The sequence below is a fragment of the Streptomyces sp. NPDC020747 genome (assembly GCF_044334695.1).
In the GTDB taxonomy this organism is placed as follows: Bacteria; Actinomycetota; Actinomycetes; order Streptomycetales; family Streptomycetaceae; genus Streptomyces.
The window spans coordinates 767,406-782,875 of record NZ_JBIRTJ010000001.1; the positions used below are offsets into that span (position 1 = coordinate 767,406).

Sequence of the window (15,470 nt, forward strand, 5' to 3'; positions counted from 1 at the left end):
CCTTCTCCGACACGTGACCGAACAGGACCCGGACCGTGCCCCGCCGCGTCCTCTCCCGTCCCTCCTTCACGGCCTGAACTCCCCGCCCCCTCAACGGCTTTCTCTGCTTTACCTCTTGACGACCGGAGTGCCGAAGAGCACATTGGCCGCGCAGCTGTGAGAGCGCTCTCAACGACTCCCGCGCACCCCCGAAACACCCGCGCACCCCCACTCCGTACCCGAAGAGGCACCCATGAGGGAAACTTCAGGCACCCCCGTCAGACGCGGTCCACTCCGACGCACGCTCATCGCGCTGGTCAGCGTGCTGAGCCTGGCGGCGGCCGGGGCATCGGCAGCAGAGGCGGACGCGCCCGCGCCGCCCAGCGGCTGGACCCAGGTCTTCGTAGACGACTTCAACGGCACGGCGGGCACCGGCGTCAACACCTCGAACTGGCAGTACGCGACCGGCCACGGCTACCCGGGCGGGCCCTCCAACTGGGGCACGGGCGAGATCGAGAACATGACGTCCAGCACCAACAACGTGGCCCTGGACGGCACCGGGAACCTCCGGATCACCCCCCGCCGCGACGCCGCGGGCAACTGGACCTCGGGCCGCATCGAGACCAACCGCACCGACTTCCAGCCGCCCGCCGGCGGCAAGCTGCGCGTCCAGTCCCGGATCCAGATGCCCAACGTGACGGGCGCCGCCGCCCGCGGCTACTGGCCCGCGTTCTGGATGCTGGGCGCGCCCTACCGCGGCAACTACCAGAACTGGCCGAGCGTCGGCGAGCTGGACATCCTGGAGAACGTCCAGGGCCTCAACACCGTCTGGGCCACGATGCACTGCGGCACCAGCCCGGGCGGCCCCTGCAACGAGACGACCGGCCTGGGCGGCTCCACCGCCTGCCCGGGCGCGACCTGCCAGGCAGGCTTCCACACGTACGGCATGGAGTGGGACCGGTCGACGAGCCCGGAGGAGATCCGCTTCTACGTCGACGGCGTCAACTACCACACCGTACGGGCGAATCAGGTCGACGCGACGACCTGGTCGAACGCCACGAACCACGGTTTCTTCATCATCCTGAACGTGGCGATGGGCGGCGGTTTCGTGGACGCCTTCGGCGGTGGCCCGGACGGCGCCACCGTGCCCGGCAACCCGCTCGTCGTCGACTACGTCCAGGTACTCCAGTCCGGGGGCGGCACCACACCTCCACCGACAGGCAACCGTGACGCGTACAGCGCGATCCAGGCCGAGTCGTTCGACGGTCAGAGCGGCACGATCACCGAGACCACGACCGACTCGGGCGGCGGCCAGAACATCGGCGCCCTCGCCAACGGTGACTGGGCCCTCTTCCGGGGCGTCAACTTCGGCTCCACGGCGGCCAGGCAGTTCAGCGCCCGGGTCGCGAGCGGTGTGGGAGGCGGCGCCAGCGGCCTGGTCGAGGTCCGCCTCGACAGCCGTACGAACGCGCCGATCGGCACCTTCGCGCTCGCCAACACCGGCGGGTGGCAGAGCTGGCGGACCGTCCCGACGAACATCAGCAACGTCACCGGAACGCACGACGTCTATCTGACCTTCACGAGCGGGCAGTCGGCGGACTTCGTGAACGTGAACTGGTTCAACTTCGCTCACTGAGAGCCGAGTCGGCGAGGAGGGGGGCGGGCCGGGCAGGTGAGCCCCAGCACGATAGTTGTCACATAGGCAGGCCTTCTGTCACCGGCGGGGCCGCGAGCGCACGGAAGGGTGACCGTTGTCGCACAACTTTGAGCTCGGCTGAGCAGATCGCGAACTGGCCTCCGACACCAGCCGGAGGCCAGTTCGCTGCCAGGTGCGGGTTAGCTCTCGCCGATGGCGTTCAGCATCACTTCTTCGATGTGGTCGGCGGCGTTGCGGTGGCCGAGGGCGTTGGGGTGCACGAAGGAGATCTGGTCAGGAAGGGTGACGAAGCCTTCCGCCCACTTGGTGTCGTCGCAGACGCTGTGGTCCTGGGAGGAGGTGTAGAGGTCGATGAAACTGGCAGCTTCCTGCGTGCCGGCCGACTTCTCGATGGCCTTGTTGAGGGGTTCCAGGACGTCGGTGCGCAGCCAGTCCAGGTCGCCCTGGGTGATCGTGCCGAACTTGGTCAGGTCGCCGTAGCCGCACTTGGAGGCGTCCTGGGGGACGAGCGTGGGGTAGCCGACGGTCAGGATCTTCGCCTTCGGGGCGCGCTCGTGGAGCACGGTGAGCATCCGGTCGTATTCCTCGCTCACCTTGTCCAGCCGGGCTTGGATGCCGGCACCCAGGGCGTCCTTGCACGGGGTGCCCGCACCGTCGCTTTCGCCGCCCAGCTCCGGGCACTTGGCGAGGAGGTCGGCGAAGCCGAGGGTGTTTCCGCCCACGCCGACGGTGATGACGTCGGTGTCGGAGTCCACCGCCTCGGACTGAGGGAGCACCGGGGGGAAGGGGTAGTCCGGGTCCTCGATAATGGGCGGCAGGTGACGGCCGATCGGGTGCTGGACTTCGTCGGTGACGTTCTCGATGGTGGCCGCGCCGCAGCTGACGTTGGTCAGGTCGAAGAGACCGCCGAGGTCGCGGTCGATGACCTGGGGGTAGGACCGGTCGGTGCGCTCGCAGCCGTCGCGCGGGACTTCGAAGGTGTCGCCCGCGGCCTGGATGACCCCGGCGGTGTAGGAGTCACCGAGAGCGACCCACTGGTAATCCACGGCCGCGGCGGCGGGTTGCGCCCCGGCGGCCTGCGCGGGGACGAGGGCGCCGGCGGTGAGAGCTGCGGCCGAGCCGAGCAGGGCCAGACGAGTACGGAAGCGTGCCACGAATCCTCCAGGGATACGGTGTTGGCGTCGCTTTGACCCTAAAGAGACCGTCACGCAACGCACTAGATCCGATACGGACGGTCACATTCGAAGAACGGAGTGCGTCTCTGTGGGTGACTGGGGTTCAGTGTGTCGACCACTCGCCCCCTACTGGCGACCGCTCTGATGCGGTACTTGCGCAGCGCAGGGAAGGTTCTTGACCGACTACAGAATGCCGGTGACCACACGTCCTGTCGGTGGCTGTCCTGTTCTCGATCATCGACACCTCCGGCAGCCGAGCCCTCCTCGGGAAACATGACCCTCGGGGCTGCTGGGCGGAACCGCCCTCAACTTCCAGGAACTCCGGATCTTCGGTACTGGTGACAGAAAGGCTGTCGAATCAGCGCTTGAGACAAGTCGATTGCCTCGTTGGTGACAACCAGGCTGCTTCGACCGGTCCTGTCCGCCAGCTCATCCGGCTTCGTCGGTGACAACTTCTGAGCTTCGGCTCAGCAGGCCCGCCCCCTCCTCCAGTTCCTTCAACTCATCTGATTCCTCAGTGCAGTTCCGCCCGGAAGGCCACCGGCGCCACCCCGGTGTGCTGGTGGAAGAACTTGGTGAAGTTGGCCGCGTCGGGGAATCCCACGGAGACCCCGACGCGGCCGATCGGCATGTCCGTGTGGGCGAGGAGCCGCTTGGCCTCCAGGACGACCCGCTTGTCGATGAAGCCCTTCGGGGTCTCGCCCGTCGCGGCGCGGACCGCCCGGACGAGGGTGCGGCGGGAGTAGCCGAGGGTGTCGGCGTAGGCGCTGACGCTGTGGTTGGTGGCGAAGCCCTTCTCGACCGCCTCGCGGAAGCGGGTGAAGGTGGTGTCCGCCTGGTCGCGTGCCGCGTCGGCGGAGCTGGCCGCGAGATGGGCCAGACGCATCAGGAACGCCGTCAGGGAGTGCCGCAGCACGGAGGTGTGCAGGGTGAGCGGCAGCGTGGCCGTGTCGACGTACTCGCGTTCCAGCTGCGCGAGGCCTGCCCTCAGTCCGGCGAGCTGGGCCGGGCCGGGCCTGAGCAGGGGCGGCAGGTCGTAGCGGTAGAGGCCGGTCGACTCGACCGTGGCGCGGGGCAGGAAGCCCGGCTGCATGATCAGGACCGTTCCGCGATAAGCCTCCGTGCTGGAGAAACGGTGGACCTGGCCGGGGCGTATCCACAGGAGCTCACCGGCGGACACCTCGTACTCCGTGAAGTCGACCATGTGCCGGACCGGGCCGTCCCCGAAGAGCATGACCACGTGGAAGTCGATGCGGTGGACGCGCTCGATCGCCTCGTTCGTGTGCCAGGTCCGGCCCGGCTCCATCGGGCCGACCTGCATGCCGACTCCGCAGACGCTCAGGTCGACGGGAAAGGGAAAGGTTCTGATCCCGTCGCCGACGTCACCGTCCCGGCCATCGCCGTCACGGCCTCCACCGCCTTGGGTGCTTCTGTCCGCCATGTCCCTCTCGCGTCGGCTCGGTCCCGCAGTCGTTGTCCCACTTTCACCAAAGGCTGGCACAGGGTCACCTTCCCCGGCAAAAGTCTGACTTTTAAGTTTGAACGCAACCGAGCAGTTACTGGGCTTCTACCGAGGACTTCTTGAAGATGAGTACGCAGACACCTGACAGCTTTGAGTGGACCGACCTGGACCGGCGAGCCGTCGACACGGCCCGTCTGCTTGCGGCGGACGCCGTGCAGAAGGTCGGCAACGGCCACCCCGGCACCGCGATGAGCCTCGCCCCAGCGGCGTACACCCTCTTTCAGAAGGTGATGCGACACGACCCGGCGGACCCCGAGTGGACCGGCCGCGACCGCTTCGTCCTCTCCCCCGGCCACACCTCGCTGACCCTCTACACCCAGCTCTTCCTATCCGGGTACGAGCTGGAGCTCGACGACCTCAAGGCGTTCCGTACGCACGGCTCGAAGACGCCCGGACACCCGGAGTACGGGCACACGGCCGGGGTCGAGACGACCACGGGCCCCCTCGGCCAGGGCGTCGCCAACGCGGTGGGTATGGCGATGGCCGCCCGCTTCGAGCGCGGCCTGTTCGACCCCGAGGCCCCGGAGGGCGAGTCCCCCTTCGACCACACCGTCTGGGCGATCGTCTCGGACGGCGACCTGGAGGAGGGCATCTCCGCCGAGGCGTCCTCGCTCGCCGGCCACCAGAAGCTCGGCAACCTCGTCTTCGTCTACGACGACAACCACATCTCCATCGAGGGCGACACCGCGACCGCCTTCTCCGAGGACGTGCTGAAGCGGTACGAGGCGTACGGCTGGCACGTGCAGCGGATCGAGCCCGCGCTCGGCGGCGACATCGACCCGCAGGCGCTCCACGAGGCCCTCACCGCGGCGAAGGCCGAGACCGGCCGCCCCTCGATCATCGCGATGCGCACGATCATCGCCTGGCCCGCGCCCAACGCCCAGAACACCGAGGCCTCGCACGGCTCGGCCCTCGGCGCGGAGGAAATCGCGGCCACCAAGCGCCTCCTGGGCTTCGACCCGGAGCAGACCTTCGAGGTCGCCGACGAGGTGCTGGACCACGCCCGGCGGGCCCTCGACCGGGGCGCCGAGGCGCATGCCGCCTGGAACAAGCAGCTGGCCGAGTGGCGCACCGCGCAGCCCGCGCGCGCCAAGCTCTTCGACCGGATCGTGGCCGGTCAGCTCCCCGAGGGCTGGGAGTCCGCGCTCCCGGTGTTCGAGGCGGGCACGTCCGTCGCGACCCGTGCCGCGTCCGGCAAGGTCCTCCAGGCGCTCGGCGATGTGCTCCCCGAGCTGTGGGGCGGCTCCGCCGACCTCGCCGGCTCGAACAACACGACCATCGACAAGACGTCGTCCTTCCTCCCGAAGGGCAACCCGCTGCCGGAGGCAGACCCGTACGGCCGAACCGTCCACTTCGGAATCCGTGAGCACTCGATGGCCGCGGAGATGAACGGCATCGCGCTGCACGGCAACACCCGGATCTACGGCGGTACGTTCCTCGTCTTCTCCGACTACATGCGCAACGCCGTCCGCCTTTCGGCCCTGATGCAGCTGCCGGTGACGTACGTCTGGACACACGACTCGATCGGTCTCGGCGAGGACGGCCCGACCCACCAGCCGGTCGAGCACCTGGCCTCGCTCCGCGCCATCCCGGGCCTGAACATCGTGCGCCCGGCCGACGCCAACGAGACGTCGATCGCCTGGGCCGAGATCCTCAAGCGGCACGCCACAAACCCGGCCCCGCACGGCCTCGCCCTCACCCGTCAGGGCGTGCCGACGTACGAGGCCAACCCCGAGGCGGCGAAGGGCGGTTACGTCCTGCGCGACTCCTCCACCGCGACCCCGGACGTGATCCTCATCGCGACCGGTTCCGAGGTGCAGCTCGCCGTCACGGCGCGCGAGCGGTTGGAGTCCGAGGGCGTCGGAACGCGCGTGGTGTCGATGCCGTCCGTCGAGTGGTTCGAGGAGCAGACGCCGGCGTACCGCGCGAGCGTGCTTCCGCCGTCCGTGAAGGCCCGCGTGGCGGTCGAGGCAGGCATCGGTCTTACCTGGTACCGGTACGTCGGTGACCACGGACGCATCGTCTCCCTCGAACACTTCGGCGCCTCCGCCGACGCCAGGACCCTGTTCGCCGAGTTCGGCTTCACCCCCGAGAACGTGGCCTCCGCCGCCCGGGAATCCCTCGCCGCCGCGCGCGGTTGATCCGATCGCCCGAAGGAAGATGATCACTGTGACCGAAGCAACCGCGACCACCGAAGCAACCGCAACCGCGGAAACCCTCAGGAACCTCTCCGCGGAAGGCGTCTCCATCTGGCTGGACGACCTGTCCCGCAAGCGGATCACGTCCGGCAACCTCGCCGAGCTCATCGAGACGAAGCACGTCGTCGGCGTCACCACCAACCCCTCCATCTTCCAGGCCGCGATCGGCTCGGGCGAGGGTTACGAGGAGCAGCTGGCCGACCTCGCCACGCGCGGCGTCACGGTCGACGAGGCCGTACGGATGATGACCACGGCCGACGTCCGCGCCGCCGCCGACATCCTGCGTCCGGTGTACGACGCGACCGGCGGCCGGGACGGCCGGGTCTCCATCGAGGTCGACCCGCGCCTGGCCCACGACACGACGGCGACGGTCGCCGAGGCCAAGCAGCTCGCCTGGCTGGTCGACCGCCCGAACGTCATGATCAAGATCCCCGCGACGAAGGCCGGTCTCCCCGCGATCACCGAGGTCATCGGCCGCGGGATCAGCGTCAACGTCACGCTGATCTTCTCCCTGGAGCGCTACCGCGAGGTGATGGACGCCTACCTGGCCGGTCTGGAGAACGCGCGGACCGCGGGGCTCGACCTCTCCACGATCCACTCCGTGGCCTCCTTCTTCGTCTCCCGCGTCGACAGCGAGATCGACAAGCGGCTGGAGAAGACCGGCACCGACGAGGCCCTCGCGCTCAAGGGCAGGGCGGCACTCGCCAACGCGCGGCTCGCGTACGAGGCGTACGAGCAGGTCTTCGCCTCGGACCGCTGGACCGCCCTCGGCGGGAGTGCCAACAAGCAGCGTCCGCTGTGGGCCTCGACCGGCGTCAAGGACCCGGCCCACAAGGACACGCTGTACGTCGACGAGCTGGTCGCGCCCGGCACGGTCAACACCATGCCGGAGGCCACGCTGAACGCCACCGCCGACCACGGCGAGATCCGCGGCGACACGGTGACCGGCGGCTACGCCCAGGCCCGCGCCGACCTGGAGGCCGTCGAGAAGCAGGGCGTCTCGTACGACGAGGTCGTACGACAGCTGGAGGACGAGGGCGTCGCCAAGTTCGAGGCCGCCTGGGGCGAACTGCTCGACGCGGTCGCCGTCTCACTGAGCCACAAGGGAAAGGGAGTTGACGGGGAATGAGCGACAAGCTTCCCGAGGGAGCCCCGGCGAAGGGGTCTGGAACGAAACCGGCCTCGGCAACGGGGGCTTCGGCCGACGAGGCGCTGGACGCCACCGCCGCCGACCTCACGCCCGGGTCCCTCGCCCAGGCGCTGGACCTCGCCTCCGACTGGGACAACCCGCTCCGCCACCCCGGCGACCGCCGTCTGCCGAAGATCGCCGGGCCGTCCGGGCTGGTCATCTTCGGTGTCACCGGCGACCTGGCCCGCAAGAAGCTGATGCCGGCCGTCTACGACCTGGCCAACCGCGGGCTGCTTCCGCCGGGCTTCTCCCTCGTCGGCTTCGCCCGGCGCGACTGGGAGGACGAGGACTTCGCCCAGATCGTCCACGACTCGGTGCGCGAACACGCCCGTACGGAGTTCCGCGAGGAGGTCTGGCAGCAGCTCGCCGAGGGCATGCGGTTCATCCCCGGTGACTTCGGTGACGATCAGGCGTTCAAGCAACTGCGCACCGCGGTCGAGGAGTTGGACGCCTCCCGGGGCACCAGCGGCAACTACGCCTTCTACCTCTCCGTACCGCCGAAGTTCTTCCCGAAGGTCGTCAAGCAGCTCAAGAAGCACGGGCTGGCCGACGCCCCGGCGGGTTCCTGGCGGCGCGCGGTGATCGAGAAGCCGTTCGGCCACAACCTCAAGAGCGCCCGCGAGCTGAACAAGGTCCTGCACGACGTGTTCGACCCGGAGCAGGTCTTCCGGATCGACCACTACCTCGGCAAGGAGACCGTCCAGAACATCCTGGCGCTCCGCTTCGCCAACCAGATGTACGAGCCGGTCTGGAACCGGTCGTACGTGGACCACGTACAGATCACGATGGCCGAGGACATCGGCATCGGCGGCCGGGCCGGGTACTACGACGGCATCGGCTCGGCCCGTGACGTCATCCAGAACCACCTGCTCCAGCTGATGGCGCTGACCGCGATGGAGGAGCCCATCGCCTTCGACGCGGACTCGCTGCTCACCGAGAAGCTCAAGGTCCTCAAGTCGGTGCGACTGCCGGAGAACCTGGGCGAGCACACCGTTCGCGGGCAGTACGCGGAGGGCTGGCAGGGCGGCGCGAAGGTGCCCGGCTACGTCGAAGAGGACGGCATCGACCCCACGTCGAAGACCGACACCTACGCGGCCGTCAAGCTGCAGGTCGACAACCGCCGCTGGGCCGGCGTCCCCTTCTACCTGCGGACCGGCAAGCGGCTCGGCCGGCGGGTCACGGAGATCGCGGTCGTCTTCCAGCGCGCCCCGCACTCCCCGTTCGACTCGACCGCCACGGAGGAGCTCGGCGCCAACGCCATCGTCTTCCGCGTCCAGCCCGACGAGGGCATGACGGTGCGCTTCGGATCGAAGGTGCCGGGTACCTCGATGGAGATCCGGGACGTGTCCATGGACTTCGCCTACGGCGAGTCGTTCACGGAGTCCAGCCCGGAGGCGTACGAACGGCTGATCCTGGATGTCCTGCTCGGCGACGCCAATCTCTTCCCCCGGCACCAGGAGGTGGAAGAGTCCTGGAAGATCCTCGATCCGATCGAGGAGTACTGGGACAAGCACGGCAGGCCCGCGCAGTACGCCTCGGGCAGCTGGGGTCCCGGGGAAGCCGACGAGATGCTCGCACGAGACGGACGGAGCTGGCGCAGGCCATGAAGATCGACCTGACCGACACCACGGCAAGCAAGATCAACAAGGCGCTGGTGGAAGGCCGCCGCGCCATCGGCACACCTGCCGTGGGCATGGTCCTGACGATGGTCATCGTCACGGACGAGGAGAACGCCTACGACTCGATCAAGGCGGCCGAGGAAGCCTCGCACGAGCACCCCTCGCGCACCCTGGTCGTCATCAAGCGGCACGTCCGCACCCCGCGCGACCGCACGAACTCGCACCTCGACGCCGACGTCCGCGTGGGCGCCGACGCGGGAACCGGCGAGACGGTCGTGCTGCGGCTGTACGGCGAGGTGTCCGAGCACGCCGACTCGGTGGTCCTGCCGCTGCTGCTGCCGGACGCCCCGGTCGTCGTGTGGTGGCCGGTGGACGCACCCGAGGTCCCGGCCAAGGACCCGCTGGGCGCCCTCGCACAGCGCCGGATCACCGACATGTACGCGGTCGAGACACCGCTCGCGGCCCTGGAGGCCCGCGCCGCCTCGTACGCGCCGGGCGACACCGACCTGGCCTGGACCCGGCTGACCCCGTGGCGTTCCATGCTCGCGGCCGCCCTGGACCAGGCCCGTACGAAGGTCACCTCGGCCGCCGTGGAGAGCGAGGCCGAGAACCCGAGCGCCGAACTGCTGGCCCGCTGGCTGGAGGCCCGCCTCCAGGTCCCGGTCGAGCGTGTCGTGACCGCGGGGCCGGTCGTCACCGCCGTCCGGCTCGGCACCAAGAACGGCGAGATCGTCATCGACCGCCCCGAGGGTCCCCTCGCGACGCTGTCGCTGCCCGGCCAGCCCTCGCGCACCCTCGCGCTGAAGGTCCGCAGCACCTCCGAGCTGATCGCCGAGGAGCTGCGGCGCCTGGACGCGGACGAGATGTACGCCATCGCCCTGCGCGGTGACGACACCGGAAGGGAGGAGAGCGGTGCCTGACGCAACCGGGTCCGGGACCGCCACTCCCCGGCTCAACCGCCGCCCCGAGTGGACGGCCCTGGAGGACCATCGCGCCGGTCCGCTCCTCCACGCGCACCTGCGCGAACTGTTCGCCACGGACCCGGAGCGCGCCGAGCGCTACACCGTGCGGGTCGGCGATCTGCGCATCGACTACTCCAAGCACCTGATCACCGACGAGACGCTCGCGCTGCTCCAGGAACTCGCCACCGCCACCGATGTGTTCGGACTGCGGGACGCGATGCTCCGCGGCGAGAGGATCAACGTCACCGAGGGGCGGGCCGTGCTGCACACCGCGCTGCGCGCCCCGCTCGACGCGGTCGTCGAGGTCGCCGGCGAGAACGTCGTGCCGAAGGTGCACGCCGTGCTCGAAAAGATGGCCGACTTCGCCGAACAGGTCCGCTCCGGCAAGTGGACCGGCCACACGGGCAGGCGCATCCGCAATGTGGTCAACATCGGCATCGGCGGCTCCGACCTCGGTCCGGCGATGGCGTACGAGACCTTGCGCGCCTTCACCGACCGCGATCTGACGGTCCGCTTCGTGTCGAACGTGGACGGGGCCGACCTGCACGAGGCGGTACGGGACCTGGATCCGGCGGAGACGCTGTTCGTCGTCGCCTCGAAGACCTTCACCACCATCGAGACGATCACCAACGCAACCTCGGCGCGGTCCTGGCTGCTTGCCGGTCTCGGCGGTGAACCGGAGGCCGTGGCCCGGCACTTCGTGGCGCTGTCGACGAACGTCGAGAAGGTCGCGGACTTCGGTATCGACACGGCCAACATGTTCGAGTTCTGGGACTGGGTCGGCGGCCGTTACTCGTTCGACTCGGCGATCGGTCTGTCGCTGATGATCGCGATCGGTCCGGACCGCTTCCGGGAGATGCTCGACGGCTTCAGGACCGTCGACGAGCATTTCCGAACCGCCCCCGCCGAGGCCAACGCACCTCTGCTGCTCGGTCTGTTGGGTGTCTGGTACGGCGACTTCTTCGGTGCCCAGTCGCACGCGGTGCTGCCGTACTCGCACTACCTGTCCAAGTTCACCGCGTACCTGCAGCAGCTCGACATGGAGTCCAACGGCAAGTCCGTGGACCGCGAGGGAAACCCCGTCGAGTGGCAGACCGGGCCTGTCGTGTGGGGCACGCCGGGCACCAACGGCCAGCACGCGTACTACCAGTTGCTCCACCAGGGCACGAAGGCGATCCCGGCCGACCTGATCGGCTTCGTCAACCCGGTCGACGATCTGGGTGCCGAACTCGCCGCCCAGCACGACCTGTTGATGGCGAACCTCTTCGCCCAGGGCCAGGCGCTCGCGTTCGGCAGGACCGCCGACGAGGTACGCGCCGAGGGGGTGCCCGAGGAGCAGGTCCCGCACCGCACGTTCCGCGGCAACCACCCCACGACCACGATCCTGGCCGCCGAGCTGACCCCGTCCGTCCTCGGTCAGCTGATCGCCCTCTACGAGCACAAGGTGTTCGTGCAGGGCGCGATCTGGAACATCGACTCCTTCGACCAGTGGGGCGTCGAGCTCGGCAAGGTCCTCGCCAAGCGTGTCGAACCCGCCCTCACCGAGGGCGCCGACGTCCCCGGTCTCGATCCCTCCACCGCCGCCCTCGTGGCCACGTACCGCACCCTGCGAAAGAAGTGAACTGACATGACTGCGATGCAGCTCGGGCTCATCGGCCTCGGCAAGATGGGCGGCAACATGCGCGAGCGGATCCGCCGCGCGGGCCACACCGTGATCGGCTACGACCGCAACCCGGACCTCTCCGACGTCAGCGGCCTGACGGAACTGGTCGGCAAGCTCGAAGGCCCGCGCGTGGTCTGGGTGATGGTCCCGGCCGGTGCGGCCACCCAGGGTGTCATCGACGAGCTCGGCGACCTGCTGGAGCCGGGCGACACCGTCGTCGACGGCGGCAACTCCCGCTGGACGGACGACGAGAAGCACGCCGAGGAGCTGGCGGCCAAGGGCATCGGCTTCGTGGACGCCGGTGTCTCGGGCGGTGTCTGGGGTCTGCAGAACGGCTACGCGCTCATGGTCGGCGGCGACGCCGAACACATCGCCAGGGTCCAGCCGATCTTCGACGCGCTCAAGCCGGAGGGCGAGGCGGGGTTCGTCCACGCGGGCAAGGTGGGCGCCGGCCACTTCTCGAAGATGGTCCACAACGGCATCGAGTACGCCATGATGCAGGCCTATGCCGAGGGCTGGGAGCTCCTCGAAGCGGTGCACTCCGTCACGGACGTGCGCGAGGTGTTCCGCTCCTGGCAGGAGGGCACGGTCATCCGTTCCTGGCTGCTCGACCTGGCGGTCAACGCGCTGGACGAGGACGAGCACCTGCAGCAGCTCCGCGGCTACGCGGAGGACTCCGGCGAGGGCCGCTGGACCGTCGAGGCGGCCATCGACAACTCCGTGCCGCTGCCCGCCATCACGGCCTCCCTCTTCGCGCGGTTCTCGTCCCGGCAGGACGACTCGCCGCAGATGAAGATGGTCGCGGCGCTGCGCAACCAGTTCGGCGGCCACGCCGTCGAGTCCGCGAAGTAGGAGTCAGTGGTCATGGGCGACCTCCTTCTCGTCCGGCACGGCGAGACCGAATGGAGCAGGTCGGGCCGGCACACCAGCTGGACCGATCTGCCCCTCACCCAGCATGGCGAGGAACAGGCCAAGTCCCTCGTCCCGCTGTTCGCCGGGCGGCACTTCGCGCTCGTGCTCACCAGTCCGCTCGGGCGGGCGATGCGGACCGCGGAGCTGGCGGGGCTGACCGGGGCGGTGTCCGATCCGGACATGCACGAGTGGGACTACGGGGCGTACGAAGGTATCGCCACCGTCGACATCCACCGCACTCGTCCCGACTGGTACTTGTGGAACGACGGGGTGCCGGCGGCGGGGCCGGACGGTCATCCGGGCGAATCCCCCGCCGAGGTGGGTGAGCGGGCGGATCGTGTCCTGGCCCGGGCGGAGAAGTCGCTCGGCGACGGGGACGTGGTTCTTGTCGCGCACGCCCACTTCCTGCGTGTCCTGACCGCGCGGCGGCTCGGCCTGCCCGCCGCGGACGGCCGCCTGTTCCAACTCGGAACCGGCACGTTGAGCCGGCTCTCCCTGGAGCACGACCGCCCGGTCATCACGGAGTGGAACACCCTTCCGCCTGCGTAGGTTTCTCGCCCCCGCCGCCCCTACCCGTCCCGTCCCTGGGGGCGGAGCCCCCGAGTAAGGGACGATGGGGGTCCCCCCGCTCGAGCGAAGCCGAGAGTGGGGGAGGGTAGGGGCGGCGGGGGCGAAAGCCCCGCGGCGGCTGCTGCCCGATGGAGGGACGCACCCCCGCGTACAGTCACCGCCCCGGCCGCCGCACATGCTGCGCGGCAAGCCGTACCGGAGCGTTCTGCGCCCCGTACCCCCGGTAGCCCCCGTCCCGCTGGACCAGTTCGAAGAAGACACGGCCGACCGTCTCCGTGTAGCAGTGCCGGAAGGCACCACCGGCATCCCGGTCGTAGAGGATGCCGAGCTCGCGGTACGCCTCCAACTCCCCGTCGGCCAACTCGTACTTGGCCGCGAGGTCGTCGTAGTAGTTCGCGGGAATCGGCAGCAGACGGCCACCCGCGTCCCGGAACCGGCGGGCCGCGGTGACGATGTCGCCGGTCGCGAGGGCGATGTGCTGGGCACGGCCGCCCTCGTCGGCGCTCGGGGCCGCACCGACGCCGAGGGCTATCCGCACGCTGCCGTCGGCGTTGGTGACGGCACGGCTGCGCAGCAGTCCGTACGGGTCGGCGACGTCCACGCTCTCCTGCGCGCCGAGCCCGAGGACGCTGTGATGGAAGAGGGCCGCCTCGTCGAACTGGTGCCAGGGCTGGGTGAGGGCCAGATGGTCGATGCGGTGAACGCCCCCGGCGACGGGCGACTTGTGCGCGACGGGCTCGAAGTCGCCGGTCCAGCTGGGCAGTTCGGGACGGTCCGTGGCGCAGAAGAAGAGTTCCGTGCCGTCGGGTGCGGCGACCGCGTCGAGCGGGGCGTCCTCGGGGGACCGCCGACGCGGCAGCACAGGAGCGAGCAGGGCCTCGGCACGCCGGGCCGCGCCCGCCGGATCCGGGGACTCCAGACCGACGGCGGCCAGCTGGGTACCGTCCCGTCGTGCGGCCGGACCGGTGTTGAGCAGCAGCCGGGCCTCGCCCTGCTGCCACAGGTCGACCGGCTTGCTGCGGTGCCGGGCCGTACGGGCGAAGCCGAGCGCTTCGAGGATCTCCGACAGCGGTTCGACGTCGGGAGTGACCAGTTCGGCGAACGCGATGCCGGTCGGTACGACGGGGGCGGGCGGCTCACTGAGGCCGACGCTCTCCTGCAGCATGAGCAGCGAACGCAACGCGTCGACTGCGGTCGGCCCGGCCTCCGCCTGCCGGAACACGTCGTTGAACACCTCCAGCGAGAGCGGCCCTTCGTATCCGGCACGCATCACATGCCCGACGAGCCCGGCGACGTCGAAGCCGCCCTGTCCGGGGAAACAGCGGTAGTGCCGGCTCCACTGCAGCACGTCCATGGCCATCAACGGCGCGTCGGCCAGCTGCAGGAAGAAGATCTTCTCCCCGGGGATGTCCTCGATGCCCTTGGGGTCGGAGCCGCGGGCCAGGATGTGAAAACTGTCCAGGCAGGTCCCGAGCATGGGATGATCGGCGGCCTCGACGATGCGCCAGGCATGGTCGTACGTACTGACGTGACGGCCCCACGCCAACGCCTCGTACGCGACGCGGATGCCGAACTCCCCGGCCAGTTCGGCGAGTTGCCGCAGTTGGAACGCGGCCAGCGCGTCGTCGTCCTCGGCGAGCGGTGACACGCTGGAGCACACGAGCACGGTGTCGGCCCCGAGCCGCTCCATCAGCCGGAACTTGTGCTCGGCCCGCCGCAGATTCCGCCGGAACTCCTCCGGCGGCACTCCTTCGATGTCACGCATCGGCTGGTAGAGATCGATACTCAGCCCGAGATCGACGCAGCGGGCCCGCACTTCCTCCGGCGTGAGGGGGCTGGCGAGCAGGTCGTTCTCGAAGATCTCGACACCGTCGAAGCCCGCCCGCGCCGCGGCCGCGAGCTTCTCGGTAAGGGCCCCGCTGAGAGAGACGGTGGCAATGGACGTACGCACGTTGATGCTCCTCCGGTTCCACTTCACGACACAGCTGAGGCCCTGCTTTCAAGGGGCGCGGGGAACTGCGCGC

Annotated in this window: 11 protein-coding genes; 8 read left to right on the plus strand and 3 right to left on the minus strand. The window is 69.4% G+C overall.

The window, feature by feature from the left end; genetic code table 11:
* Positions 1–232 precede the first annotated feature (232 nt).
* A complete protein-coding gene (locus tag ACH4YP_RS03160) occupies positions 233–1,615 on the plus strand; it encodes a glycoside hydrolase family 16 protein (protein ID WP_398489081.1) in 1,383 nt (460 codons plus the stop codon).
* A 200-nt stretch (positions 1,616–1,815) separates the two neighbouring features.
* Here ACH4YP_RS03160 and ACH4YP_RS03165 read toward each other — a convergent pair whose 3' ends face one another.
* Positions 1,816–2,790, minus strand: a complete 975-nt coding sequence (locus ACH4YP_RS03165) for an SGNH/GDSL hydrolase family protein (RefSeq protein ID WP_398489082.1) — start codon at positions 2,788–2,790, stop codon at positions 1,816–1,818.
* A gap of 535 nt (positions 2,791–3,325) precedes the next feature.
* Entirely contained in the window at positions 3,326–4,252 is a 927-nt protein-coding gene (locus ACH4YP_RS03170) for a helix-turn-helix domain-containing protein (protein ID WP_398489084.1), read from the minus strand.
* Between the two features lie 146 nt (positions 4,253–4,398).
* Between ACH4YP_RS03170 and tkt the strand changes: the two genes are divergently transcribed.
* From tkt to ACH4YP_RS03205, 7 genes are read left to right on the plus strand one after another with little or no spacing between them, the layout of a single operon-like run.
* The gene (tkt, locus tag ACH4YP_RS03175; protein ID WP_398489086.1) at positions 4,399–6,474 is read left to right on the plus strand and encodes a transketolase; all 2,076 of its coding nucleotides are present in this window, start codon (positions 4,399–4,401) and stop codon (positions 6,472–6,474) included.
* A gap of 19 nt (positions 6,475–6,493) precedes the next feature.
* Positions 6,494–7,660: a transaldolase gene (gene tal / locus ACH4YP_RS03180; protein ID WP_398489088.1), complete on the plus strand. Its 1,167-nt coding sequence runs from the start codon at positions 6,494–6,496 to the stop codon at positions 7,658–7,660.
* Positions 7,657–9,327, plus strand: a complete 1,671-nt coding sequence (gene zwf / locus ACH4YP_RS03185; protein ID WP_361051440.1) for a glucose-6-phosphate dehydrogenase — start codon at positions 7,657–7,659, stop codon at positions 9,325–9,327. The genes tal and zwf overlap by 4 nt, the downstream gene beginning before the upstream one ends.
* Entirely contained in the window at positions 9,324–10,259 is a 936-nt protein-coding gene (gene opcA, locus ACH4YP_RS03190) for a glucose-6-phosphate dehydrogenase assembly protein OpcA (RefSeq protein ID WP_398489089.1), read from the plus strand. The genes zwf and opcA overlap by 4 nt, the downstream gene beginning before the upstream one ends.
* Positions 10,252–11,922, plus strand: coding sequence for a glucose-6-phosphate isomerase (pgi, locus tag ACH4YP_RS03195; protein WP_398489090.1), 1,671 nt, complete (start codon positions 10,252–10,254; stop codon positions 11,920–11,922). The genes opcA and pgi overlap by 8 nt, the downstream gene beginning before the upstream one ends.
* Positions 11,923–11,937: 15 nt before the next feature.
* Positions 11,938–12,816: a phosphogluconate dehydrogenase (NAD(+)-dependent, decarboxylating) gene (gnd, locus tag ACH4YP_RS03200; RefSeq protein ID WP_361051727.1), complete on the plus strand. Its 879-nt coding sequence runs from the start codon at positions 11,938–11,940 to the stop codon at positions 12,814–12,816.
* Between the two features lie 12 nt (positions 12,817–12,828).
* Positions 12,829–13,425 (plus strand): histidine phosphatase family protein, encoded by a 597-nt coding sequence (locus ACH4YP_RS03205; protein WP_398489091.1) that lies wholly within the window; start codon positions 12,829–12,831, stop codon positions 13,423–13,425.
* Positions 13,426–13,600: 175 nt separating this feature from the next.
* On the opposite strand, the gene ACH4YP_RS03210 is transcribed toward ACH4YP_RS03205, so the two are convergent.
* Positions 13,601–15,397 (minus strand): bifunctional sugar phosphate isomerase/epimerase/4-hydroxyphenylpyruvate dioxygenase family protein, encoded by a 1,797-nt coding sequence (locus tag ACH4YP_RS03210; RefSeq protein ID WP_398489092.1) that lies wholly within the window; start codon positions 15,395–15,397, stop codon positions 13,601–13,603.
* Positions 15,398–15,470 lie beyond the last annotated feature (73 nt).

Coding starts and splice junctions, on each gene's coding strand:
- gnd (WP_361051727.1), top strand. CDS start 11,938: ATGCAGCTCGGGCTCATCGGCCTCGGCAAGATGGGCGGCAACATGCGC.
- opcA (WP_398489089.1), top strand. CDS start 9,324: ATGAAGATCGACCTGACCGACACCACGGCAAGCAAGATCAACAAGGCG.
- tal (WP_398489088.1), top strand. CDS start 6,494: ATGATCACTGTGACCGAAGCAACCGCGACCACCGAAGCAACCGCAACC.
- ACH4YP_RS03205 (WP_398489091.1), top strand. CDS start 12,829: ATGGGCGACCTCCTTCTCGTCCGGCACGGCGAGACCGAATGGAGCAGG.
- ACH4YP_RS03160 (WP_398489081.1), top strand. CDS start 233: ATGAGGGAAACTTCAGGCACCCCCGTCAGACGCGGTCCACTCCGACGC.
- zwf (WP_361051440.1), top strand. CDS start 7,657: ATGAGCGACAAGCTTCCCGAGGGAGCCCCGGCGAAGGGGTCTGGAACG.
- ACH4YP_RS03170 (WP_398489084.1), bottom strand. CDS start 4,252: ATGGCGGACAGAAGCACCCAAGGCGGTGGAGGCCGTGACGGCGATGGC.
- tkt (WP_398489086.1), top strand. CDS start 4,399: ATGAGTACGCAGACACCTGACAGCTTTGAGTGGACCGACCTGGACCGG.